Origin of the sequence: Spirulina major PCC 6313, from assembly GCF_001890765.1 — a bacterium.
GTDB classification, from domain to species: domain Bacteria; phylum Cyanobacteriota; class Cyanobacteriia; order Cyanobacteriales; family Spirulinaceae; genus Spirulina; species Spirulina major.
Genome location: NZ_KV878783.1, coordinates 501765 through 525728 on the forward strand (window position 1 = coordinate 501765; position 23964 = coordinate 525728).

18 protein-coding genes are annotated in these 23964 nt (G+C 53.8%); 10 read left to right on the forward strand and 8 right to left on the reverse strand.

The features are described 5' to 3' along the window. Positions 1 to 6 precede the first annotated feature (6 nt). Positions 7 to 996 carry an NAD(P)/FAD-dependent oxidoreductase gene (locus SPI6313_RS02375; RefSeq protein ID WP_072619547.1) on the reverse strand — a complete coding sequence of 330 codons (990 nt, stop codon included), beginning with the start codon at positions 994 to 996 and terminating at the stop codon, positions 7 to 9. 201 nt (positions 997 to 1197) lie between these two features. Further along, positions 1198 to 1974, reverse strand: coding sequence for a fumarylacetoacetate hydrolase family protein (locus SPI6313_RS02380; RefSeq protein WP_072619548.1), 777 nt, complete (start codon positions 1972 to 1974; stop codon positions 1198 to 1200). A 172-nt stretch (positions 1975 to 2146) separates the two neighbouring features. Between SPI6313_RS02380 and rpsF the strand changes: the two genes are divergently transcribed. The 3 genes from rpsF (at position 2147) to SPI6313_RS02395 (ending at position 3971) form a co-directional block, all read left to right on the forward strand. Continuing rightward, positions 2147 to 2479 carry a 30S ribosomal protein S6 gene (gene rpsF / locus SPI6313_RS02385; protein WP_072619549.1) on the forward strand — a complete coding sequence of 111 codons (333 nt, stop codon included), beginning with the start codon at positions 2147 to 2149 and terminating at the stop codon, positions 2477 to 2479. A gap of 621 nt (positions 2480 to 3100) precedes the next feature. Continuing rightward, on the forward strand, positions 3101 to 3520 hold the full coding sequence (locus SPI6313_RS02390) for an ExbD/TolR family protein (RefSeq protein WP_072619550.1): 420 nt from the start codon (positions 3101 to 3103) through the stop codon (positions 3518 to 3520). 13 nt (positions 3521 to 3533) lie between these two features. Continuing rightward, positions 3534 to 3971: an ExbD/TolR family protein gene (locus SPI6313_RS02395; RefSeq protein WP_072622965.1), complete on the forward strand. Its 438-nt coding sequence runs from the start codon at positions 3534 to 3536 to the stop codon at positions 3969 to 3971. A 27-nt stretch (positions 3972 to 3998) separates the two neighbouring features. Here SPI6313_RS02395 and SPI6313_RS02400 read toward each other — a convergent pair whose 3' ends face one another. Then, positions 3999 to 7781, reverse strand: a complete 3783-nt coding sequence (locus SPI6313_RS02400) for a PAS domain-containing protein (RefSeq protein ID WP_072619551.1) — start codon at positions 7779 to 7781, stop codon at positions 3999 to 4001. 196 nt (positions 7782 to 7977) lie between these two features. Between SPI6313_RS02400 and SPI6313_RS02405 the strand changes: the two genes are divergently transcribed. Further along, a complete protein-coding gene (locus SPI6313_RS02405; RefSeq protein ID WP_072619552.1) occupies positions 7978 to 9219 on the forward strand; it encodes a vWA domain-containing protein in 1242 nt (413 codons plus the stop codon). Between the two features lie 254 nt (positions 9220 to 9473). After that, positions 9474 to 11318, forward strand: a complete 1845-nt coding sequence (locus SPI6313_RS02410) for a putative bifunctional diguanylate cyclase/phosphodiesterase (RefSeq protein ID WP_072619553.1) — start codon at positions 9474 to 9476, stop codon at positions 11316 to 11318. A 13-nt stretch (positions 11319 to 11331) separates the two neighbouring features. Here SPI6313_RS02410 and SPI6313_RS02415 read toward each other — a convergent pair whose 3' ends face one another. The 3 genes from SPI6313_RS02415 to SPI6313_RS02425 form a co-directional block, all read right to left on the reverse strand. Then, on the reverse strand, positions 11332 to 12231 hold the full coding sequence (locus SPI6313_RS02415; RefSeq protein ID WP_072622966.1) for a DMT family transporter: 900 nt from the start codon (positions 12229 to 12231) through the stop codon (positions 11332 to 11334). A 162-nt stretch (positions 12232 to 12393) separates the two neighbouring features. After that, positions 12394 to 12513: a photosystem I reaction center subunit IX gene (gene psaJ / locus SPI6313_RS02420; RefSeq protein ID WP_072619554.1), complete on the reverse strand. Its 120-nt coding sequence runs from the start codon at positions 12511 to 12513 to the stop codon at positions 12394 to 12396. 57 nt (positions 12514 to 12570) lie between these two features. Then, on the reverse strand, positions 12571 to 13065 hold the full coding sequence (locus SPI6313_RS02425; protein ID WP_072619555.1) for a Photosystem I reaction center subunit III: 495 nt from the start codon (positions 13063 to 13065) through the stop codon (positions 12571 to 12573). A 285-nt stretch (positions 13066 to 13350) separates the two neighbouring features. On the opposite strand from SPI6313_RS02425, the gene tsaD reads away from it, so the two are divergent. After that, positions 13351 to 14424 (forward strand): tRNA (adenosine(37)-N6)-threonylcarbamoyltransferase complex transferase subunit TsaD, encoded by a 1074-nt coding sequence (gene tsaD, locus SPI6313_RS02430; RefSeq protein WP_072619556.1) that lies wholly within the window; start codon positions 13351 to 13353, stop codon positions 14422 to 14424. Positions 14425 to 14898: 474 nt separating this feature from the next. After that, positions 14899 to 18321: a PAS domain S-box protein gene (locus SPI6313_RS02435; RefSeq protein WP_175551045.1), complete on the forward strand. Its 3423-nt coding sequence runs from the start codon at positions 14899 to 14901 to the stop codon at positions 18319 to 18321. 127 nt (positions 18322 to 18448) lie between these two features. On the opposite strand, the gene SPI6313_RS02440 is transcribed toward SPI6313_RS02435, so the two are convergent. Continuing rightward, positions 18449 to 18598, reverse strand: a complete 150-nt coding sequence (locus SPI6313_RS02440) for a hypothetical protein (RefSeq protein WP_217650472.1) — start codon at positions 18596 to 18598, stop codon at positions 18449 to 18451. Between the two features lie 316 nt (positions 18599 to 18914). Here SPI6313_RS02440 and SPI6313_RS02445 point away from each other — a divergent pair, with 316 nt between their 5' ends. Next, complete coding sequence (locus SPI6313_RS02445; RefSeq protein WP_072619559.1) at positions 18915 to 19808, forward strand: aldose epimerase family protein; 894 nt, start codon at positions 18915 to 18917, stop codon at positions 19806 to 19808. Between the two features lie 172 nt (positions 19809 to 19980). Here the strand turns inward: SPI6313_RS02445 and SPI6313_RS02450 are convergent, their stop codons facing one another. Then, positions 19981 to 21048, reverse strand: coding sequence for a hypothetical protein (locus tag SPI6313_RS02450; protein WP_072619560.1), 1068 nt, complete (start codon positions 21046 to 21048; stop codon positions 19981 to 19983). Between the two features lie 134 nt (positions 21049 to 21182). Here SPI6313_RS02450 and SPI6313_RS02455 point away from each other — a divergent pair, with 134 nt between their 5' ends. Together SPI6313_RS02455 and SPI6313_RS02460 are read left to right on the forward strand one after the other, a co-directional pair. Then, positions 21183 to 22133 carry an ABC transporter ATP-binding protein gene (locus tag SPI6313_RS02455; protein ID WP_072619561.1) on the forward strand — a complete coding sequence of 317 codons (951 nt, stop codon included), beginning with the start codon at positions 21183 to 21185 and terminating at the stop codon, positions 22131 to 22133. A 79-nt stretch (positions 22134 to 22212) separates the two neighbouring features. Then, positions 22213 to 23964: an ABC transporter permease family protein gene (locus SPI6313_RS02460; protein WP_072619562.1), complete on the forward strand. Its 1752-nt coding sequence runs from the start codon at positions 22213 to 22215 to the stop codon at positions 23962 to 23964.

Below are 23964 nucleotides of genomic sequence, written 5' to 3' on the forward strand. Positions count from 1 at the left end.
CACTCCTCACCCTGCGTCTAGGGTCGCCAAAATCCACTCACTCGCCGCCACGCCAGAGGCGATCGCCGCCTCACTCTGCGCCCCCAAACACCAATCCCCACAACAGACCAACGGCAACGGCAACCGTTGCCCCACACAGGCCACCCCCAGGGCCTGAGCCGTGAACCCATAGCGCCAGCGATGCCCTTGGCTCCAGAGGGGCATCTGGAACTTCGGGCCGGCTTGGGCGATCCAATGCTGGATCAGCGTCGGAATCGCCGCGTCCCAATCGTGACGGTCTACATATTGGTGGGCAAACTCCGGCGTGCTGTGTAAACACAGGGTCAACTGTGCCGGGTTCTGGCGCTTGCTGCTATCTTCAATCACCCTCCGCAACGGTGCATTGCCCTCCGCCACTAAACCCCGGCGGGGCAGTTGCTCGCTCAACGGCAACGGATACCCCACCATCACCGTAATACAAGGCTCAAAACTCACCCGGTCGAGGCGTTGCAATAAGTCCTGGGGTGACTGACTGGCAATGAGGGTGGCCAGGAGGGCGATCGCTTGCGGTGCAGGAATCGCCATCACTAAACTGCGGGCCCGCACGACTGCTGTATCAGAGGCTGCGCCCCGAATATCCCAACCCTCGCGGTTTTGATGGAGTTCTGTCACACAGAAATGGGTTTGAACGTCCAACGCCATCGCCAACTGTTTGATGACGGCGGTATTGCCCAAAGGAGACACCCAACCCTCTGCCCAGGGTTGCAATGTTGCCTGTATGGCCTCATCCTGCAACAGCTTTGCGGTGTGGGGCCCCTGGATCGTAAAAGACACCAGCCCATGATCAATCCGAGTCTCGTAGAGGCGGCGCGTTGCCACTCGTCCCCCCACTCCCCGCGATTTATCTAACACGATCACCCGTTTGCCCTGATCCTGGAGCCGTTTCGCGCAGGATAATCCGGCTAATCCGGCTCCAACTACGGCTACATCAAACCCATCTAAGCTCTGCTCTGTCATGACCACACCTCAACTGTACCAATGTCTGCAATGCCTCGCTGCGCCCCCAAGGTCGAGCCTGGTGGCAGTATGAGCCACAATCTATAGCACTAGCTAGAGCGGTTAGGACATTCAGAGACTCTGAGAGCAAGGGGCTTAAGCCCCTTGCCTGTCCTAATGCCCTTGTTGATTGCTATACAGTAAAACGCCTGGGTGGAGGGGCTATGGTGCGATCGCCACGGGATTTTCCAGGTTGCCGATGCCTTCGATTTCGATGCGAATGCGATCGCCCACCATCACCGGCCCCACACCCTCCGGCGTTCCCGTCAAGACCACATCCCCCGGCAACAGGGTCATCACCTGGGAAATATAGGACACCAGTTGAGCCGGAGACACCACCATCTGATCCACGATCGCACTTTGGCGCGGTTCCGGTTCGTCATTCACAAAGGTTTGCAGTTTCGCTTCGGTGCTCAGTTCTCGGACAATCCACGGCCCCAGGGGGCAAAAGGTGTTAAACCCTTTCGCCCGCGTCCATTGACCATCACGCCGCTGGAGGTCTCGCGCTGTGACATCATTGGCGATCGTGTAGCCCCAAATTTTTGGGGCGGCTTGTTCGGGGCTACATTGGTAGGTGCGATCGCCAATCACCAACGCCAACTCCCCCTCATACTCCACCTGCTCCGATTGCGACGGATAGACAATCGGCTGACGAGCCGCAATCACCGTCGTCGGTGGCTTCATAAATAACAATGGCTCTTTGGGCACTGGCGTACCCATTTCCGCCGCATGGGCAGCGTAGTTTTTGCCAATGGCAATAATTTTTGAAGGTGAGCAGGGAGCCAGCAGCGTATATTGTTCCGCTGTTAAGGTTAAATCTGTCGGCTGCCCCGTTAACCAGGGCGGCGCATCAAGAACTTGAAGAGTGCGATCGGGATGGAGCAATCCATAATAGATTTGCCCTTGAACATCAACAACACGGACATAGCGATAGGCCATAAGTCACGAATAGCAGAAGCGCGTAGTTTAAAATAGTAAGGCTATGGCTTTGGTGAAACAGACACAAACCGTAGTAAGATTCTAAAGCCTTGCTTCTCGATTGCTAGAACTTTCTCGCGGAACGAGTCTAGACCCAATCAGAAGCCGAGTGACCACAAGGAGCCAATTAATAATGAGCCGCAATTACGAAATGATGTACATTCTGCGCCCTGATCTCTCAGAAGATCAAGTCAGCGCAGCCGTGACCAAGTATCAAGATCTACTCACTGAATACGGTGCAACGGAAATCACCAATGATGTGTGGGGCCGTCGTCGCCTTGCCTATCCGATTCAAAAATTCAACGATGGCATCTACGTGCTCGTCCACTACAGTGGTGACGGTAAGCAAGTGGCTGCCGTTGAACGGATGATGCGCTTAAGTGAAGATGTGCTGCGCTTCTTGTCCCTGAAACAAGAAATCCCCGCTGTGGCAGAAGCAGCCGAACCCGTAGCCGCCGAAGCCTAATCCCCCACATCAGGGATGCATCCATCTATTATTGAAGAGAAGATCGTCTTTGGAGGGTCTTCTCTTATCGCTGTTAGCCTGCATTTGATCTCCCTCATCCGAGGAGCGATTCAGGGTAGCGAGCTAGAAGCTCGCACTACAGAGGATGATAGCAATGGTAGTGTGAGCCTCTGGGTCACTTCTCCTATGGAAAATAACAGCAGCGATTCAGGGCAGCGATCGCCTGTCAGATCGCCTGCATTTGATCTCCCTCATCCGAGGAGCGATTCAGGGTAGCGAGCTAGAAGCTCGCACTACAGAGGATGATAGCAATGGTAGTGTGAGCCTCTGGGTCACTTCTCCTATGGAAAATAACAGCAGCGATTCAGGGCAGCGATCGCCTGTCAGATCACCTGCATTTGATCTCCCTCATCCGAGGAGCGATTCAGGGTAGCGAGCTAGAAGCTCGCACTACAGAGGATGATAGCAATGGTAGTGTGAGCCTCTGGGTCACTTCTCCTATGGAAAATAACAGCAGCGATTCAGGGCAGCGATCGCCTGTCAGATCGCTTTATGCTCTCATGCTGAAACATTTAGACTGGTTCTGGGGTCAACAGATCGCACCTCTCCCCTTGCTTAACGATGGCCTTTCGTTCCCGACACCGTGCTACTCCTGCCCCGACGGTTAACCTCGTCCCGATGTTGGATGTGTTGATGTCGGTGCTGACGTTTTTTATTGTGATGGCGATGACGTTAACCGGGTCGCGCTTGGATCGCATTGCCTTGCCCGGTGCGGGAGGGGGTGAGGGCGCGATCGCTCTCCCGCACAATACGCCGCAGTTGGTGATTGGCCTGACGGCAGCCCAAGAGATTGTGATTCAGGGGGAGGTGGTGGATGAGGCGGAATTGGCGACGGTGATGGGGGCGTTTTTAGCGGCGGAACCGGAGGGGATTGTGATTCTTAATGCCGATCGCAGCCTGGACTATGCTGAAATCACTGAACTGCTGACGTTAATGGGCAATGTGGGGGGCGATCGCGTCTCCCTCGCCCTGCAAAATTAACCCCCAAACCCCGATGCGTTTTCGTGCCCGCCGTGACCCTGAAATCCCCACCATTGACCTCACCCCGATGCTCAATGTGATGATGGCGGTGTTGGCGTTTTTTGTGGCGATCGCGATGACCTTGGGGGATAGTCCGGCGGGGGTGGAGGTGACTTTACCCGATACCGAGGCCGATCGCCCGGTTGAACCGAACAGCGATCGCACCCTGATTATCTCCCTCGACACCGCCGACCAAGCCACCGTCAACGGCCAACCCCTCACCCCCGCCGCCACCATTGCCACCGTCGCCCAATACCTCACCGCCCAACCGGACGATGCTGTAGTGCTCCTCGCCGCCCCCACCGTCGCCTATGACGACGTGATCCGCTGGTTAGTGGTGCTGCGGGAACAGGGGGGCGATCGCGTCACCCTCGGCATCCCATCCCCACCTACGCCATCAAACGATCGCTAGAGGAGCAAAACGGAGTTTGGGTCAACCTCAGCGGCACGGCGGTTCATGGGTGGGAACCGTGAAATAAAAGGTGCTGCCCTGGCCCACCACACTCTCAACCCAAATTTGGCCGCCGTGTTGTTCGATAATCTGCTGACAGATCGCCAACCCTAACCCGGTTCCTCCCTTTTGGCGGGAGTCAGAGCCATCCACTTGGCGGAACCGTTCAAAAATATGGGTAAACTGCTCCTCTGGAATGCCCCGGCCGTGATCTTGAATGCTGATTTCTACCATCGAGGCGGCGTTGAGGTGTCCCGTCAGGGTAATCGTGCTCTCCGGAGGTGAAAATTTCACCGCGTTGCTGATCAGGTTGGTGAGCACTTGGGCTAGGTAGTCCGGATCACCCCAGAGGGTGAGATCCGCCGGCGGGGAATTGACCTCAAAGCGGAGGTTTTGGGCGTTGGCGAGGCCCTGCATGGCGGCGATCGCATCCTGTAACAACTGCGCCACCGAATAGTTAACCATCATCAACGTAGACTGACCCGCCTCCAACCGTTGCAAATCCAGAATGTCATTCACCAACCGACAGAGACGCTCCGTATTGGCCACGGCAATATCCAGCATCCGTTCCCCTTGGGCGGTAAGTTGCCCCAGTTTGCCTGTGAGGATCAGCTTTAACGCAGCTTGGAGAGAGGTCATTGGGGTGCGAAGTTCATGGCTAATCACTGAAATTAGCTCATCTTTCATTTGCTCCATCTGTTTGCGATCGCTAATATCCATGTGAGTCCCGGTCATCCGCAGAGGTCTCCCCGCCTCATCCCAGTCAAACACCTTGCCATGGGACGCAATCCACACCCAATGCCCCAACCGATGGCGCATCCGAAACTCTGCCTGATACACCGTCGTTTGGCCCGTAATATGGCGCTCTAGTTGAGTCTGCACCTGGGGCAAATCATCCGGGTGAACCAGGTTATGCCAGGCCTGCCAATCCGTAAATTGATTCTGAAGAGGATAGCCCAGCATGTTCCAATACTGGGCATTATGCACCACCTGTTGACGGCCATAGTCAAAATCCCACAGCCCCAAATTACTGCCCTCTAGGGCCAATTGCAGACGCTCTTCACTGCGTTGCCGTTGGTCTTCTGCTTGGAGCCGCTCCAACTCCGCCCCGGCTCGCGTTGCAAACAGTTGCAAGATCAAGAGGGGTAAGTCTTGCTGCACCATCGGCTGGGTATCCATGATGGCTAAATACCCAAACATTTGACCCTGGGAGTTTTTCAGGGGAACCCCAGCATAACTTTGGATCTGCTCGGTCTGGAGATAATGATCGTGGGGAAACTGCTCTTGCAGATGGTCTGGGTAAAAAGACACGTTTTCCTCTTGGAACAGTGTTTCACAGGGTGTTCCGACCAGGTCGTAGTCAAAATTGTCTTGGAAGTCATTCTGGGCAAACAGGGCGAGGGTGCGGGCACGGGTCGGGGGATGATCGAGGCTGACCGCCACAAACGCATAGCTAACATTGAGCACGGTGGCCAGGTGCTTCACGAGGGAACGAAAGAAGGCAGTGCCAAGTTTGGCGGCGGTATTTTTGAGCAGGACTTGGATGGCGGCTTCGGTGAATTTGCGGGTGCTGATGTCTTCGGCAATGCCGGTAATCCGGTAGACTTCACCGGCAGCATTTTCAATCGGGAAGGCGCGATCGCGAATCCAGCGCACCTCACCATCGGGCCGAATGATCCGATATTCCAGTTCGCTGGGCCCCTTTGCTTGGTGCGCAAGAAACGCATCCATGGCGGCGCGATCGTCGGGATGAATGGCCTCTAGATAGTCACGGGAATTGCGATAGAGTTCAGCACAGGATCGCCCCCAAATCGAGGCATAGGGCGGCGAAATATAGAGGACTTGCTTCATCTCTGGATCAACCATCCAAAACACCGATTGAATATTTTCCGCCAATTGACGAAAGCGGGATTCACTTTCACTCAAGGCCAATTCCGTGCGCATCCGCTGCATGGCATTGGCAAAAATTTCCCCCACCAAGCGCAACAGCAGCACATCTTCTTCTTGCCAGCAGCGGGGCTGTTCAATGGAGTCAAACCCCACAAACCCCATTAAGTCCCCATTGGCCACCATCGGCACCAAGATCAAGGCGTGAATCTGTTGGCTTTGCCAGTAGTCCTGCTCTAGGGTCGCCTCTGGGGGGAGATCGGCAACGGCAGGGATGGAGAGGACTTCGAGGTTAACCAGGTTGTTCAGTAACCAGGGCAACTCGTTAATATTCAGCGTTGTACAGATGGGCCGACCGTATGAAATCACCGGGTTTTGCCATACGTGAGTGTGGTTTAAAATTTCGTTGTTAATGAGGCAAACATAGCTGCGATCGACGTTCGTAAATTTTCCGATTTTGCCGAGGGCACTTTCGATTTCAGGATCAATGTCCGCCCAATCGAGATTGATAAATTGGGTGGAAATGCTGGTGATCAATTGTTCTAAGGTAAAGCGATTACTGAGGCGATGCTCGACCTGTTTTTGACGGGTTATATCCAAAGCAGTGCCAAACAGCCGCACCACTTGGCCGTAAAGACTAACGACGGGTTGTCCCCGCACGAGTAGATAGCGAATGTCTTGGTCGGGGCGGATGATGCGGTATTCCAGTTCATAGGCTTGGCCAGTTTGGATCGCGGTTTGCATGGCGGTTTCGACGCGATCGCGATCATCGGGGTGGATGAATTCCCGGTACTGATCGCGGAGGACAAAGGCGGAGGATTGCAGGGTGTTCGTGGGGGTGGGTTCATCGTCCGGATTGATGCCAAAAATGTGAAAGAGTTGGCGCGACCAGGTGATGCGACCGGTGATTAAGTCGAGTTCCCAATCGCCAACATTGGCGAGGTCTTGGGCGGCTTCAAGGCGTTGTTGGCTTTCTTGCTGGATCAATTCGGCTTCTTTTTGCTGGGTAATGTCACGGGCGATCGCATAGATCACCTGATCATCCTGATTAGCAATGGAATTCCACGCCAGCCAACGATAGGTCCCATCACGACACCGGTAGCGATTTTGAAACGACCAGAGGCCCTGTCCCTGGGCCAGTTGAGCGGCGGCTTGCTGGGTCGAGGCTTGGTCATCCGGATGCACAAGGTCAAGATAGGGTTGATTGAGGAGTTCATCGGCCGGATAGCCCGTGAGGGCCAGCCAGGCCGGATTGATCTGTTTAAAGTACCCGTCAAACCCGGCGATACAACAGGGATCAGCAGACTGGGTAAAGAAATGATCGCTAAATGAGGTGGGGTCTGTGGGGCAGTCTGGCAGGGTATAGATTTGGGACAGGCGCAGGGTGATGGCCTGGGTGGCAAGGTGTAGGAGGGTGAGACAGTCTTCGCTCCAGGGGTATTCCGTGGGCGCAGGGGTGGGGGAATGATCCCAGGGGCGCTGGAGGCGATCGCATCGCAGATACCCCAAGCATTGCTCTTGCATGACGAGGGGTAAGATGAGACTCGCTTGCTGGTGTGGATCTTGGAAACTCAGCGGGAACTTTTGGAGGCTGGCTAATGTCAACGGTAGGGGGGATGTGTCCCAATGGTGGGTTTGATAGGGTTCAGGCCAGGCCGCTACAGATTCATGGGGAGCGGGGAGGGCGATCGCCGCTGTTGTCGCCCATTGAGACTGGAGGTGAAAGAGAAGAGGTTGAGCCGCTTCACCTTGCCATTCAAACCAGCAAACCCGGTCAACGTCAGCAATCTTGCCAATGAGCATTAAGATTTCGTCTAAACAATCATCAACATTGCTGCGAGTTAAAAGTAATTGTTGAATCTCAAGTAATGCATTAAGAGCCATGGTGATGGGCACAGGAGAATAGAGTAGCCCTACTTCCCATTGTAGGTCTAGCGTTTTGGGCAATGATGAAGCTTTGATAATGTCTCCCCAGAATTGTCTGAATTTTCGGAGAAGCTGCGGCGTTTCTGGCGACTGTCCGAAATTTCAAAAAGCGATCGCGTATCCTGAAAAAATACTGATCTCCTTGCGTTGACTCATGAAAGTTGGATTACAACCGCTCCTTAATGATTCCCACGTTGATGCTCATCAAGCGAGTAGCCAACGGCAACTCTCTATTGCTTTAGCTGCGATCGCGGAACACCGGGACAATGCCATTCCCTTAAATCTCTGTCTTGTCCTTGATCATAGCGGTTCAATGAATGGTGCACCCCTCAAAACCGTCAAGAAAGCGGCCCTGGAGTTGGTGGATCGCCTCAAACCGAGCGATCGCCTCGCCATCGTTGCCTTTGATCACAAAGCCAAAATTCTCGTGCCCAATCAAGCCGTTGAAGACCTAGACACGATTAAAACCTGTCTGGAACGTCTCAGCCCTGCAGGGGGAACCGCCATCGATGAAGGGATGAAACTCGGCATCGAAGAAGCCGCCAAAGGGAAACAAGACCGAGCCTCCCAGATTTTTCTCCTCACCGATGGTGAAAACGAGCACGGCGATAACGATCGCTGCCTCAAACTCGCCAAACTCGCCTCGGACTACACCATTACCCTCAATACCCTCGGATTCGGGGCCCATTGGAACCAAGACGTACTCGAACAGATTGCGGATACTGCCGGGGGAACGATGGTCTATATCGAAAGCCCAGAGCAGGCCGGGGAAGAGTTCAACCGTCTGTTTAAGCGGGCCCAGTCCGTGGGGTTGACCAATGCCTCGTTAATCTTAGAACTCGCCCCCGGTGTCCGCCTCGCGGAGTTGAAACCCATTGCCCAGGTTGCGCCGGAAACGGTGGAATTAATCGTGGAGCAGGATGACGCGCAAACCTACCGGGTGCGGTTGGGGGATTTGATGACGGCAGAGCGGATTGTGTTGGCGAATTTGTATATCAGTCAGTTGCCCCCTGGTAGTCAGGCGATCGCCTCGGTGCAGGTGCAGTACGACGACCCCACCACCGGCCAAGCAGCCCAACTCTCCGAGCGGGTTCCGGTCTATGCCGAAGTGCAAGACACCTACGCCGCCCAGCCTAACGACACCGTTCAAAAGTCAATTTTGGCTCTGGCAAAATATCGTCAAACCCAAATTGCCGAAACCAAGCTGCAACAGGGCGATCGCGCAGCGGCGGCCACCATGCTCCAAACTGCGGCCAAAACCGCATTGCAACTAGGCGATCAAAATGCGGCCACGGTCTTGCAAAAAAGTGCCACCTGTTTGCAGTCGGGAGCGGAACTATCAGAAAGCGATCGCAAGAAAACCCGGATTGTCTCCAAAACGGTTTTACAGGAATAATGCCCACGGGATTGTTGTCGCCGCCGGGGGAGACTCTCGCCCTCGGAATGTTGCCGGGTTAAGATTGTCGGGCTGCTCTGGGGGGTGTGAGCCTAGGGGGCGAATCTGTGCGATCGTAGCCCAGCATACAATACAAGCGATCCCCGAAGGGTACTATCAGAATTTAACGTCATCATGAGTCAACCTTTACATTCACACTGTAAATTACATTCAGATTGTTAAGTTTTGAGGTCACGTCTCAACCTTCCGTAGGTATGGAAATGGAACACGCCGCCCTAATTTTTGTCATCCAAGACCACCTAGATGACCTTTGTACTCTTTCTCAGGTTTTGCAAGCTGGCGGATATCGCGTTTTGATTGCAAGTGATGGGGAGAGTGCCTTTGAAAAATTGGCCAATGTCGTTCCGGATTTAATTTTGGTCGATCGGGCGATCGCCGCTTCCCCAGGGGTCGAGATTTGTCAGATGTTGACTCGCAACGTCAACACCTTGGACATTCCGGTTTTGTTGCTCATGGCCCCAGATGATGTGAATGAGCAAGGGTTACCGGCGGAAGTGGTGGACGTGATCACCAAGCCCTATCATCCAAACACTGTCCTCAATCGGATCAAACTGCATTTACAATTGCGATCGCTCAATCTCACCCTCCAGGCCCAACACCAACAACTGAGCCAAGAAATCACCGCCCGTCGCCTGATCGAAGCCGACCTCCAAAAACTGAATAACAACCTTGAAACCCACATCCACGAGCGCACCGAAACCCTCCATCAAGCCCTCCACCGCCTCAAAGAACAGGACGAAGAACTGCGCTACAAAGCCTATCATGATGACCTCACCGGCTTGCATAATCGCAACGGTCTGATTCAATACCTTGATCAATGTCTCGCCCATCAGCAGCCGAAAACTGTCTTTTTCCTCGACCTCGATCGCTTCAAACGGATCAATGATCGCTTTGGCTATGGCGTGGGGGATATCCTCTTGCAAGGTGTGGCCGAACGGCTGCAATCGTTCATCGGCACAAATGCGATCGTAGGTCGGTTGGGCGGGGATGAATTTTTGGTCGTGACTGATGTACAACCCCACCACGGCAAAGCGATCGCCCAACAACTGATCGAACACCTCCGATTTCCCTTCCAACTGATGCAAGGGTCGCTCCAAATTGGCACCTGCATCGGCATTATCCCTGACACCCTCTCCTACAGAAACGCCACAGAGATTCTCCGCGATGCAGACATTGCCCTCCATCAAGCCAAACGCATCGGCACGAATATCATCATGCCCTTGACCCCCCAGATGCAAGAGGCAGCCATGGCCCGCATCACCCTCGAAGACGACATTCGCGCCGGGATCGAGCAGGATCAATTCATGCTCCACTATCAGCCCCTCATCTCCCTCAAAAGTCGTCAAATCATTGGGTTTGAAGCCCTGATCCGTTGGAATCATCCCACCCGTGGCTTCATTCCCCCCAGTCAGTTCATCCCCCTCGCTGAAGAAACCGGACTCATCCAGGCTCTTGATTTTTGGGTGCTGAAAGCGGTGGCGCGTCAATGGCACGCCTGGCAATATCAAGGCATTGACCTCAACACGATTACGATTAATGTCAACCTAGCCACCATTCACTTCCAACAGCGCGACTTTTTGCGGCAACTGGATACTCTGTTATCCCATATCAACGTGCCGCCCCGTGCCCTCAAATTAGAAATTACGGAAAGTTTATTTCTTGACTCGTCTTCTCTGACTCTTTACGCCTTGGAACATCTCACCCGGAAAGGTTATTTTCTCTGCATTGATGACTTTGGGACGGGCTATTCGTCCCTCAGTCGTCTTCATACCTTTCCGATCCAAGGATTGAAAATTGATCGGTCTTTTGTCAGTGCGATGAGTGAAGATTCCAGTGCGATTGTGCAGACGATTATTGCCTTAGCCCATCATTTGAATTTGAATGTGGTGGCGGAGGGGATTGAGACCGCTGAACAGGGGGATCAACTCCAGCGGCTAGGCTGTGATGTGGGGCAGGGCTTTTGGTTCGCTCGCCCGTTGCCGCCTGCGATCGCGACCCAACATCTCAGCACCAACGACCCCCTACGGATGTGTAGTTAAGGGTGGATTATCCCTAGGCTTGAAAGAGAAGGGCGATCCCGGCGATCGCAATCCCCACTCCCAGCACCGATCGTGGGGTAATGGTTTCACCCCAGAGGGCCGCCAGGGGTAAGACAAAGAGGGGACTGGTGGCGAGGAGGGTTTGGGCTGTGCCCGTGGCGGTGTATTTCAGGGCGATCTGTTGGAGCCAAATGGCGAGATAGGTTCCCCCAACGGCTGCGATCACGATCGCGGCTCCTATCCGGCGGGTCAGGGTCGGCAGGGTGTTGCGGATCTGTGCCCTCCGACCAAGGAGCAACAGCAGTACAATCACCTCACCGCCCCCCAGTCGGATCACGGTACTCCACAGCGGCGGCATCGCGGAATCCACCAACGCCGCCCGTGACATCACCGCCCCCGTTGCCTGGGCGAATTCGGCGAGTAACCCCCACAGCAGGCCCTGTTTTAACGGTGCGATCGCTGTCTCTATGGTCGGCGTGCGTTCACTAATTACCCAGGCCACGCCGAGTAAGGTGAGGGCAATCCCCGCCCATGACCCTAGGGTGAGGGTTTCGCCCAAGGTTCCCCAGGCGAGGATCGCCGAGAGGGGCGGGGCGAGGGTTTCCAGCAAGAGGGCGCGGCGGGCCCCCAAGGTGCGGAGGGCGTTGAGGTAGGCGGTGTCACCGAGGCCAATACCGATCATGCCACTGAGGGCGAGGAGCCACACCACCGAGGGCGCAACATCGGGCAGGGGCGATCGCCCCAGAATCAGCGTCAGGAGAATCAGGGTAATGGCGATCGCGCCCTTGCTGAAATTCAACACCAGCGCCGGAATTCGCTGCCCCATCCGCCCATAGATCACCGATGCGATCGCCCAGAGCAACGCCCCCCCCAACGCCGCCAATTCCCCCTGAACTGCTGTTAATTGCACCATATCTCCATAGTTTGCCAAACCCTGGTCGGGTTGATTCGCTCTGAGCTTGAGTCCCGAACACCAACCCACAAAAAACCCGCAATTCATGAGGATGAATTGCGAGTTTGCAACACCATTCAAGCATTCAATTTAATGATGTTGTCGGTGTGACAAGGTGTTTCCCTACTGGAGAGGGTGAAACAACAAATCAGGATAAAAACGATTGATTTCAATCAGCAAGCCTGCTGTGAAGGTCAATAGCGCCATGATTAGCACGGGCGCAGTCGAAAGAAATTTTGCCATGACGGTTCTCCCAATATGTATCTATGCAAACAAACTTCAACGGCTCAATTCCCATCCCTAGCGGGGGGAAATGGGGACATCGCTGTCCGCTACCGCCATTTTGCCGGAGGTTAATTCACCAAACGCCGCCAGGGGCCAAGCGAAACCGCCCAACATGAGTTTGAAGGCGAGAGGTACATCGATGATAATTTCTTTCATCTCTGCATCTTTATCGTCACGAATGGCGATCAGATAGGCACGACCCACCCAACCAATCCAACCCGCAGCATAGAGAAACATTAAACCGGGAATGGTGAAGTCACCCACGTGATCCCAACGACCATCCACAATTAAGTGAGGATAGCCTTCCGGGCCACAGAGGGCTTCGGAATAACGCTCGGCACGTTTTTGACCGGATTGAGGATCGGCGGTGGTATTCAAAAAGGATTTTGATTTTTGAAGATACGCAGCCGATTCGCTACAGGGGACGAGGCCATAGTCATCTGCTGAAGCGGCGGGGGCAAAGTTAAGCCACAACGTCGCAACCAAGATTAAAGCCAACAACTTCCGCATAGAAATGTTACCTTTTGTTACGAAATACTACAAAGTATGTACCGTTGATTCAAAAAATCAGGTGTACAATCGATGCAATCTTACTCTGAGGCGTTAACCCAGTAAAGATTACGTTACGAAATGTGATGCAGCGTCTTGGAATTCCCATATTTACTGGGGAAGTGTCCTGATCTGGCGCGGCTCAGAATAGGCTCGCCGTCGAGATGATTCATTATTTAGAATGCGGGAGAATGTGGGGATTCGTGTTGACGCGATAATGTTGTCCTGAATGATCTTGGGTGGGCTATGGCGACCGTGTTAGCGATTGAAACGAGTTGTGATGAAACGGCGGTGGCGGTGGTGCGCGATCGCACCCTGCTCAGTAATGTGGTCGCATCCCAAATTGACCTCCATCGTCAGTACGGGGGCGTTGTGCCAGAACTGGCTTCGCGGCAGCACCTCGAAGCGGTGAACCCCTGTCTTGCCACCGCCTTAGCTGAATCAGGGTTAGGCTGGGCGGAGATTGATGCGATCGCTGCCACCTGTGCCCCCGGTCTCGTCGGTGCGTTGCTTGTGGGCATCACCGCCGCGAAAACCCTCGCCCTCCTCCATGGGAAACCCTTTTTAGGCGTGCATCACCTCGAAGGTCATCTCTACGCCACCTACCTCAGCCAACCGGAACTAGAGCCGCCGTTTCTCTGTTTACTCGTCTCCGGGGGCCATACGAGTTTGATCCAGGTCAACGCCTGCGGCTACTATACGCAACGGGGCAGCACCCGCGACGATGCGGCCGGGGAAGCCTTTGATAAAGTGGCGCGGCTTTTGGGTTTGGGCTATCCGGGCGGCCCGGCGATTGATCGCATCGCCAAAACCGGTAACCCCCACGCCTACCCCCTCCCTGAAGGGCGCGTTTCCCTGCCCAACAATGGCGGTTTTCATCCCTATGATTCCAGTTTTAGCGGCCTCAAAACGGCTGTGCTGCGCCTTGTGCAGCGTCTTCAGGCTGAGTCGGATCAATTACCGATCGCAGATCTGGCCGCGAGTTTTCAATACACGGTGGCGAAAGCCCTAACGAAACGAGCGATCGCCTGCGCCCTCGATCATCACCTGCCGTTTATTGCCGTCGGTGGCGGTGTGGCAGCCAATAGTGAACTGCGATCGCAACTCACCACCGCCGCCCAAACCCACAGCCTCGGCGTTTATTTTCCCCCCTTAAAATTTTGCACCGACAACGCCGCCATGATTGCCTGTGCCGCCGCTGAACATGTCCGCTTGGGTCACTATTCCCCCCTGAACCTCGGCGTTCAATCTCGCTGTAACATCACCCAGGTCATGGACCTGTACCCGTCTGAATTACGTCGCAGTGCTGAATATTCTTAAATATTTTTGTACAGAAAAAAGCGATGAACTCATTTAAAATAGTTAAGAGTTAGTCTTAGAAATGATGTGTTATTGCTTAACAGACAGGTCAAAATATTCTGTGGTAAGGTTGAGCAATAGTGGATCAATGGACTGTCTGGATGACATTACATTTTCAAGCTCAAATAGGATTGCCATATAGATCTTTTATTTAACGTTGATGAGGAGTTGTGATTCAACAGCTTAAACTTCGCTTTAACTCTATTTCTCTTCGGATGATGCTGGGCGGAATTTGTGCGACTCAGTTGTTAATTATTGATTAATTATTTTAAATTCTGTTGATTAAAATCCATGATTAATCTCTGTAGGAACCAATTTAATTCGATCTCGCTCCGAATCCTGCTGAGCGGTATTTTTGTCACACAGTTAGTCATTACATCGGGGTTAATTATTTATTTTTCGTACCATGAGCGACAAAAAACAATTGACACATTAGTGAGTCAAATCATAGTCAAAATTGAGCAAAATACTGAACTTTATATCCAGTCGATTCTGGCAACGCCTGAGCAAATTAATCGAATCAACCGTCAAGATGTTGAGCAAGGCCGTCTTGATTTAGAGGATCTGGCAGCGGTTGAAGAGATGATGTATGAACGGATTCAACAGTTTGATACGGTTGCGACCCTTTTGTTTGGCCGTCCCAATGGTGAGTTTCGGTCTATGCATCAAAGTACCCTTGTGCCCGGCATGATTGAAGGGGGGCGATCCGATCCGAATCAACCTCAACGGTTCGTGGTGAATTTTTTAGATCCATCGGGGCAGCCAGAGGCTGAGGTGATTGTCCTTGATCCGTTTCCGGTACACACGCGCCCCTGGTATCAACAGGCGGTGCAAAGGCGGCGGGCGGGTTGGACAGATCCGTTTCAGGTGGGTGCATCTCCGGAACTCGTGATTAGTGCTTATCTCCCGCTTTTGGATGATCAAGATGCACTCCAAGGGGTGTTTGCGGTCAATCTCAATTTACGCCGCTTGCAAACGTTTGTGCAGTCTGCTCCGTTGTGTGATGGCTGTGTGATGGTGATTGTGGATGATCAAGACTACGTGATTGCAACGTCTAGCGATGATCCATTGTTTCAGCTGACTGAGCCTTACCGTAATGTGACCAAGGGCAGCGGGTCGCCAGGCTATCGGGGGGAGTTTAAGCGGTTAAGGCTTCAGGATTTAAGCTCGGCGGCATTGCAGAGGGCGGTTGCGGAAATGTCTACGGCTCGGTCTAAGGCTCGCCCTTTAGCCATGTCTTGGCAACGGCAGTTTTCTGCCCAAAAACAACAGTATTGGCTGCAAGTGAGTGATTTGAATGAGGCTGCTCCGGGTCTGAACTGGTCTTTGATGATTGTGGTGCCACAGTCTACCTTTACGGCAGGGGTTACGATGCGTCGCTCTGAGGTTTTGCTGTGGCTGGGGAGTCTGTTGGCGATTGTGGTGGCGGCAAGTATGGGGATTGCGGCTTGGATGACGAAGCCACTGTTGAAGTTGCAGCGTAATGCGGAGGCGATCGCCGCCGGAACCCTAGATATTCCGATGGACCCGATGGGGATAGGTAGCATCTACCGCCTCAGCCAAACCTTTATTGATATGCAGCAACAGTTACGTCAATCCTTTGAGATGATTACGGAGAACGAGGACCAACTTGAGGCAATTATCAATAATATGCCGATGGGGGTGGGGGTGTTTGATCCCTCTGGGCGTTTGGTGTTGATCAATCAGCGGGGGCAGGAGTTGCTTGGCCACCGTACTCCCGATGCGGCTCCGGAGGAGATGAGCCAACGGTATCAGGTATATCAAGCGGGGACAGATCAGCACTATCCGACGGAATGCTTGCCGATTATCCAGGCCTTGGCGGGCCAATCGTCCCAGGTGGACGATATCGAAGTAGAGATCGATGGGCGACGTGTGCCCCTTGAGGTCTATGCGGCTCCGATTTTAGACCAGCGGGGCGAGGTGGTCTATGGGATCAATGTTTTCCAGGATATTAGCGATCGCAAACAGGCCGAAGCCCTCCTCAATCGCTACAATGCCGAACTTGAAGCCGCGATCGCCCAGCGCACCCACGACCTCCAAGCCTCCGAATCCCTCTTTCGGGGTATCTTTCTCTATTCCGCTGTGGGCACGGTGTTAGTCAACGCCTCTCGGTACATTGTTCAAGCCAATGCCGCTTTCTGCACCATGCTCGGCTACAGTGAAGCCGAACTCACTCAATGCTGCATCGACGACATTACCCACCCCGATGATGTAGCCCTGAGCCTGAGCCGGGTTCAAGACCTGATCGATGGAGAGCCTGCCATCTACAACCTCGAAAAACGCTATTTAAATCGCCAGGGACAGATCGTGTGGGGGCTGCTCTCCGTTGCCCTCATCCGCGATCGCGACGACACCCCCCGCCATTTCATTGCCCAAGTGCAAAATATTACCCAACGCAAAGCCCTCGAAGCCAAACTACAACAGGCCAAAGAAAACGCAGAAATTGCCAACCAAGGCAAGAGCAATTTTCTCGCCAACATGAGCCACGAACTGCGCACCCCCCTCAATGCCATCTTGGGCTATCCGCAGTTATTAATGTCCAGCCCGAACCTGTCGGATCAAGATCGGATGTTTTTACAAACCATTACTAACAGTGGTGAATATTTACTGAATCTGATCAATCAAATTCTCGACCTTTCTAAAATTGAGGCGGGTCGAATGATCTTGAACATTAGCACCACTAATTTACATGATTTATTGCACAATCTAAACACGATGCTCGCGCCGAAGGCAACGAAAAAGGGACTTAACTTCAGCGTTGAACACGATAAAAATGTACCCTGTTTGATCCAAACCGATGGTGTAAAATTACAGCAAATTTTAATCAATTTACTCAATAATGCGATTAAGTTTACCGCCACTGGAGCAGTGGCTTTGCGGGTGAGTGTGGAGGGTGAAGGCGATCGCTGTACCTTGGATAACTGTCGATTGCGCTTTACGGTCACGGATACGGGGGTGGGGATTGATGCGGCCGAATTGGATTCTCTATTTGAAATGTTCATGCAAACCCAAAGCGGTCAGCAACAGCGGGAGGGAACCGGGTTAGGCTTGGCCCTCAGTTACAAATTTGTGGAACTGTTTGGGGGGATTTTGACGGTCAATAGTGAAGTGGGGCAGGGTACTGAGTTTCAGTTCACAATTAATGTACAACGGCAAGAGGAGTCATCCCCAACCCAGACTCAGCAATCTCTGACCATGACGTTGCTGCCGGGTCAACCCCAGTACAAAATTTTGGTGGCGGAAGATAATCCGGTGAATCGGTTATTGCTGGGAAGTTTGTTGAAAAATTGGGGATTTCAGGTGATTGAGGCGGTGGATGGGGAAGCGGCGATCGCCCAATGGCACGCCCATCGCCCGGACTTGATTTTTATGGATATTCGGATGCCAAAATTAGACGGCGATCGCGCCCTCCAAGCCATTTACAGCCAAGCCCCAGACCCCCCGCCCCTCGCCATTGCCGTCACGGCTAGCGCCTTTGAGCAAGACCGCGACCTCTTACTGACCCAAGGCTTTCAAGCCGTGCTGAGTAAACCCTTCCGGGGCGAAGACCTGATCCAACTGCTTCAGCAATACCTCGGCGCTCAATTTTCCTCATCGTCCCCCTCACTGCCCCCGGTTCTGGATTCCCCACAACTCACCCCAGCCGCGTTACGCGCTTTACCCCCATCCTGGTGCAACCAATTCTATGAGGCGGTACAAGTGGGACGTGCGGAAGAGATGAAAGCCCTGATCGCGGCGTTGGAACCGGAACATGATGCGATCGCGCAATCCCTCTTACACCGCGTCGATGCCTACGAATTTGGCGAACTCTTTGATCTCTTTGATGCCCTTCGTTAACTCGATATCAGTCATCCCCTAGTCATAAACAGGGGCTACCCTCCCCCAGAGCGTACCCACCCACGAAAAGAGACGTTCACCGGAACGTCTCTTTTCGTGATAAATGCACGTTGGAACAAGGAGCGTGTTAGAGCGCCACCCCTAAATGGGCGGGAATCATCAATGTGCCGAGGCTTTCCCGTTCCACCTTGCCACCTTCGATCGCTTGAGTGAGCGATCGCAGCGCTTGGAGATCGGTCGGTTGGCAACTGTGATGCATCAAAAGCTGTAGAATCAAGCTTTCTGAGGCAACACTAATACACCCTGTTTCAAATGCAGACTTGACCAGTGAGTGGATCATAGGACAAGCACCCTGAGTAGTTTCCTGTACAGATTCAGCATATCCGGATTTTTCCCTCGTGAGATTGATATCAGGATTTTGCCAGGGTGATTGTGATCACAAGTTTTAAAAAAGGACGGCCAAAGATCCCAGGTCAATGACAAAATGGGATCACCCCAAACCGTCAACTGAAAACCCAATCTCGTTTTCAGCCGAAGTCCCAGGCTGGGGGCGGTGTCCATCGCTGTGTTGTGTGTGAGGAACAAAAAACGCCATGTTTACCATTGCGCTGAAACAAGAGTTATATCCCACCTATATTTTGTCGGATCAATCGGCCCAAGCCCGCTTAGAAGTGGTGCCTGAACGGGGCGGAATTATTACAGCATGGCGGATTCAGGGGCAAAACTTTCTCTATTTCGATCGCGATCGCTTTGCCGATCCGAGCCTCAGCATTCGCGGTGGCATCCCGATTCTGTTCCCCATCTGTGGCAATTTACCCAACGATCTCTACGTCCACAAAAGTAAGTCTTATCACCTCAAGCAGCATGGCTTTGCCCGTGATCTGTCCTGGGACGTGAGCGATCGTATTACCTCCGACGGCGCAGGACTCGTCCTCATCCTCCGCAGCACCGAGCAAACCCGCGCCCAATACCCCTTTGATTTTGAACTCCAATTCACCTACCTCCTCAAAGGCAATTCCCTCAAAATCAATCAACTCTTTATCAATCATTCCGATGATGTGATGCCCTTCGCCACCGGCCTACATCCCTACTTTGAAGTGAAAGATAAAAAACGACTCAGCTTCGACATTCCCGCCCCCCAAAAACAAGACCACATCACCCAAACCATGGGCAGTTTTTCCGGCAGTTTTGACGTTGATGCCGACGAAGTCGATATGGCGCTTTTCCCCGTCCAACGCCCCACAGCAAGCATGACCAACCATCGGCATAACGTCAAATTAACAATGCGCTATTCCGATATCTATTCCACCCTCGTCTTTTGGACGGTTAAGGGTAAAGACTACTGCTGCCTCGAACCCTGGAGTGCCCCCCGCAACGCCCTCAACAGCAAAGACAAGCTCGTCTACCTCGACCCCGGCCAATCCTGCCAAGCCTCCGTCGAGTTCACCGTCAGCTATCTCAAACCCCCCGAACCTGCCGCGAAATAATGTCAGCCTCTAACCACCTAGCGGGCAAGATGTTTGCACTACGGAATGCTGGTTGACTGACAAAAGTTGAAGGTGAGAGTCGGAGTGCCCTGCTGTGCGGTAATTTCGGAGCTTGCAAGGAAAAAAGCAGGGTGATTTCATTTCAGGGGAGAAAACCCTTGCAATGGGTGTTTTAGGTGGCGGGCGTGGGGGTGATGTCGTTGACGGTGTCGATCAGGAGTTGGGGGTTAGCTTGGTCGGGGGAGATGACGTTAATGGTTCCGGTGGCGGTGAGGGTGATGTTGGGGTTGCTCAGGGAGTTACGATCGCGCTGGGCGGTGTCGGCTTGGGCGTCCCAGAGTTGGGCGAGTCGTTCGCGTAGGGCGGTGAAGGTGTCCATGTCGCTGAAGTTGATCAGGGTGAAGATGCGGTGGATGTCGTCGGTGGCGACATCGAGGCCGTAGACATCAAATTTGAGTTGGGGGCTTTGGGGAAATTTGACGAGAGAGCCGGTGAGGGTGGCGAGTTGACCGTGTTTGGCGGCGATCGCATCTACCACTTCTACGGGGGCAGCGACGGCAGGATCAAGCCGTAGATGGGGCGGCTGGTTGGGCTGGGCTTGGATTTGATAATGGACGCGGATGATGTCGCCGCGATAGAGATCTGCTGTCCATTGGGGGTCAGTGACGACGAGGGGCGCGATCGCATCCCCAAAGCCCATCACCAAAATTTTTCCACCGGCTGCGATCGCATGGACAATCCCCACCTGTTCGGTCGTGTCGCGCAGTAAGGCGGGCAAGTCCATCTCATACTCATAGTCTTCTTCTGCGGCTAACCCGTCCCAGGTTCCCAACACCTGCACCTGCTCAACGCGGATATGGGGCTGAGGGCTGGGGTTTTTGAGGGCGGTTCCTTGGAGGCACACCCGGTCATGGCGATGGAGTGCATTCAATTGGGTTTGTACGGTGTCATTGGCGGCAACCACGGAAAATTCTTGATGGCTGAAAAAGTTTTCCGGCTCCCGCACCGATAGCACGGCCATATTCAGGGGGGAGTTCACGCCGTGGATTTCGCCGATTAGGCCGCGGGTTTCGAGTTCGCGGCTGAGGCTGTCAGGATTGAGGCCGACATAGGCGGCGGGGTCATATTCACAGGGGGCGGCGATCGCTTCACTCCCCGATTTCGTCAGGACATTGAAACCCAGGGCAATCAGCAGGCCAACGCCCGCTAGGGCTAACAGAATTTTGTGGTGAAGACGCATAGGACTACAACGAGGAGGCGAGGGGCAAACCAGTCGCTCTCCATTTTAAAAGGAATCACCACGTTCGGGCCGGATACGGAATGGGGAGCGATCGCACTGAGGAACTGTTTTAATGCTGCATTGTCTGGTTCACTATGCCCAACTCTTCTGCTATTCGCACCGATGGACTCACGAAACGCTTTGATCGCCATGTGGCTGTTAATGAAGTAGACCTCGACATCAACGCGGGGGACGTGTACGGGTTGATCGGCCCCAATGGAGCCGGGAAAACGACGCTGATTCGGATGTTGGCGGCGGCCGAAGCCCCGACGAAAGGAGAGATTTTTATTGATGGCGATCGCCTCCAACTCAACCACGATAACCCCATCCTCAAACAACGGATCGGCTACCTCCCCGATGATTTCCCCGTCTACGATGACCTCACCGTCTGGGACTACCTCGACTATTTCGCCCGCCTCTACAACCTCCGCGCCACCCCCCGCCGCCGTCGCCTCTACGAAGTCCTTGAACTCGTCCAACTCCACACCAAACGCCACAGCCGCATCGCCACCCTCTCGCGGGGGATGAAACAACGCCTCAGCCTCGCCCGGACAATCATCCATGAACCGCTGATCCTGTTTCTGGATGAACCCGTGTCCGGCCTTGACCCGATCGCCCGGCGGCAATTCCGTTCGAGTATTAAAACCCTGCAAGCCGCCGGGATGACGATCGTGATTTCTTCCCATGTATTGAGTGATTTGGCCGAACTCTGTACCTCGATTGGGGTGATGGAATTGGGCTGTTTAGTGGAAAGTGCGTCCTTGGCGGATCTGTATCACCGTCTGGGCCATCAGCAGCTTGTGATTGCCACCCAGCGCGATCGCGCCGCCTTGATCGCCGCTATTCGTGACCATCCCCAGGTCGTGCGGTGGGAATTAGAATCGGATGAACGGGCCCTGCGGGTGGACTTTTCCGGCAATCCCGACGATGCGGCGGCACTGCTGCGCGACCTCGTGCAACACGGCCTGCCGATCAGCACCTTTACCCCCACCCAAGACAGCCTCGAAAGTCTCTTTTTCAAACTGGGTCATCAACAGGTGTCCTAAACCCTTGCGGGATGTATCGCCACTATAAGCAACAAGGGGTTTAATCCCCTTGCCCCCTAGTCCTTCACCCATTAACACCATGACCTTAAGCACCCTCCTTGATACCGCCATTGACCGCATCGGGGACACCAACCCCCAACTGTTCCGGGAATTGAAAGGCCGGTTAACGGTGCGATCGCTCCTCACGATCGCCGGTTTCCTGATCTTCGCCCAAGCCCTGACCCTGATCGCCCTGATCGGCATGGCACCGAGCTATATTCTCACCACGTCAATTTATTGCCCCATGCCCGCTGATTTTCCCCCCTCGCAGATCATCGATGATCAATGCCCAGAACAGTGGATTGACCTGTCGCAATGGTGGCTTCAGGCGAATCAATTAACCTTTTTGTGGATTGCGGTGGGGATTATGTTTCTGCTCATCGGTGGCGGCATGTATCTGTTGATCAGCGATTTAGCGAAAGAAAAACGCCAAGGTACAATCAACTTTATTCTCTTCAGCCCCCAATCCACCCGCACCATCGTTTGGGGAAAAATCCTCGGCGTGCCCAGCTTGCTCTATGGGGCGATCGCGCTTAATTTTCCCTTTCATCTCTGGTTTGCACTTCAGGGACACCTTGGGATCAAAGCGATCGTCAGTTTTTACCTCGCCCTCGCCCTGCTCACCGCCGTCTACTTCCACATCGCCCTCCTGGCCATCACCCTCAGTAACACCCTCACCGGCCTCGAAGCTTGGCTCGTCAGTGGTGTCAGTTGCGCCCTGCTTGCCTTTCTGAACTATGTTCCCGTTGAATACGATGCCCCGACCCTGATGCGGTGGATCAAATTCTGGTGTCCATCGACCATCCTGCCCTTCATCTTGAACCGGCAAGGTACAGAGCAAAACCAACTCCTAGACCGCATTCCCTTCCACCACGGCCCTCTCTTAGATTGGACGTGGTTTGGCCTCCCCATTGGCCAGGTTGAGACCCTTTTTCTGGGGCTGATGTTGCTCCATGCCGGATTTTGCCTCTATTGGTGCGATCGCGCCCTCATTCGTCGCGTTCGCAACCCCAGCACCACCGTTTGGACAAAGACCCAAGCCTATGGCATCTTTGCCGGTTTTAACCTGATCTGGCTTGGCTTCTGCTGGTCAGAGTTTACCCAATCCTCCCCCTTCAACCGCCAAGCACAACTGTGGTGTTGGATGGTCTATGTTGTTGCCCTAATGCTGATCGTCATGGGGTCCACCTGTCCCCAACGCCAACCCCTGATCGACTGGGCGCGATATCGTCATGAGTTCGAGCATCGCCGCTCCTTAATCCGAGATTTACTGATCGGCGAACATAGTCCCAACCTCATGGTTGTTCTCGCCATGGGCAGCCTCCTCGTTCTCGTGCCTGTCCTCGCCACCCAGTTCGATTCTGCCGACCTAGAGGACATCCTTATCGCTGCTACCATGACGACCCTGTGGCTGTTTACCTATACCCTGCTCTCCTACGTCACCTTACTATGGCCCACGTCCCTTAAAAATCCCCTCGCGGTGAATCTCCTCATCTTTTTTGGCACCTGCCCACTCACAATCATGCTGGGCCTGGGGCTGATCAGTGCGTTAACGTCTCAATATGGGCAAGAAGAACTGTATCTGATTGCGATCGTGGTGCTGGATAGTATCGCGTTTTGCATCGGTGCAATATCCATGAGTCGTCAATTGCGGTTTTGGGGCCAATCCGACTGGCAAGCCGTCTTCACCCTCGATGCCGCCACCCCTCAACCCCGTCACCGTCTCCGAGGACGTACCTCAACCGCAACGGATGTGGATCTGCACACCACCCGGAGGGGTGGGGTATCCTGA

What these genes read in the sequence shown, in the direction of transcription:
- SPI6313_RS02375 (WP_072619547.1), bottom strand. Translation starts at nt 996, where the DNA reads ATGACAGAGCAGAGCTTAGATGGGTTTGATGTAGCCGTAGTTGGAGCC.
- SPI6313_RS02380 (WP_072619548.1), bottom strand. Translation starts at nt 1,974, where the DNA reads ATGGCCTATCGCTATGTCCGTGTTGTTGATGTTCAAGGGCAAATCTAT.
- rpsF (WP_072619549.1), top strand. Translation starts at nt 2,147, where the DNA reads ATGAGCCGCAATTACGAAATGATGTACATTCTGCGCCCTGATCTCTCA.
- SPI6313_RS02390 (WP_072619550.1), top strand. Translation starts at nt 3,101, where the DNA reads ATGGCCTTTCGTTCCCGACACCGTGCTACTCCTGCCCCGACGGTTAAC.
- SPI6313_RS02395 (WP_072622965.1), top strand. Translation starts at nt 3,534, where the DNA reads ATGCGTTTTCGTGCCCGCCGTGACCCTGAAATCCCCACCATTGACCTC.
- SPI6313_RS02400 (WP_072619551.1), bottom strand. Translation starts at nt 7,781, where the DNA reads ATGGCTCTTAATGCATTACTTGAGATTCAACAATTACTTTTAACTCGC.
- SPI6313_RS02405 (WP_072619552.1), top strand. Translation starts at nt 7,978, where the DNA reads ATGAAAGTTGGATTACAACCGCTCCTTAATGATTCCCACGTTGATGCT.
- SPI6313_RS02410 (WP_072619553.1), top strand. Translation starts at nt 9,474, where the DNA reads ATGGAAATGGAACACGCCGCCCTAATTTTTGTCATCCAAGACCACCTA.
- SPI6313_RS02415 (WP_072622966.1), bottom strand. Translation starts at nt 12,231, where the DNA reads ATGGTGCAATTAACAGCAGTTCAGGGGGAATTGGCGGCGTTGGGGGGG.
- psaJ (WP_072619554.1), bottom strand. Translation starts at nt 12,513, where the DNA reads ATGGCAAAATTTCTTTCGACTGCGCCCGTGCTAATCATGGCGCTATTG.
- SPI6313_RS02425 (WP_072619555.1), bottom strand. Translation starts at nt 13,065, where the DNA reads ATGCGGAAGTTGTTGGCTTTAATCTTGGTTGCGACGTTGTGGCTTAAC.
- tsaD (WP_072619556.1), top strand. Translation starts at nt 13,351, where the DNA reads ATGGCGACCGTGTTAGCGATTGAAACGAGTTGTGATGAAACGGCGGTG.
- SPI6313_RS02445 (WP_072619559.1), top strand. Translation starts at nt 18,915, where the DNA reads ATGTTTACCATTGCGCTGAAACAAGAGTTATATCCCACCTATATTTTG.
- SPI6313_RS02450 (WP_072619560.1), bottom strand. Translation starts at nt 21,048, where the DNA reads ATGCGTCTTCACCACAAAATTCTGTTAGCCCTAGCGGGCGTTGGCCTG.
- SPI6313_RS02455 (WP_072619561.1), top strand. Translation starts at nt 21,183, where the DNA reads ATGCCCAACTCTTCTGCTATTCGCACCGATGGACTCACGAAACGCTTT.
- SPI6313_RS02460 (WP_072619562.1), top strand. Translation starts at nt 22,213, where the DNA reads ATGACCTTAAGCACCCTCCTTGATACCGCCATTGACCGCATCGGGGAC.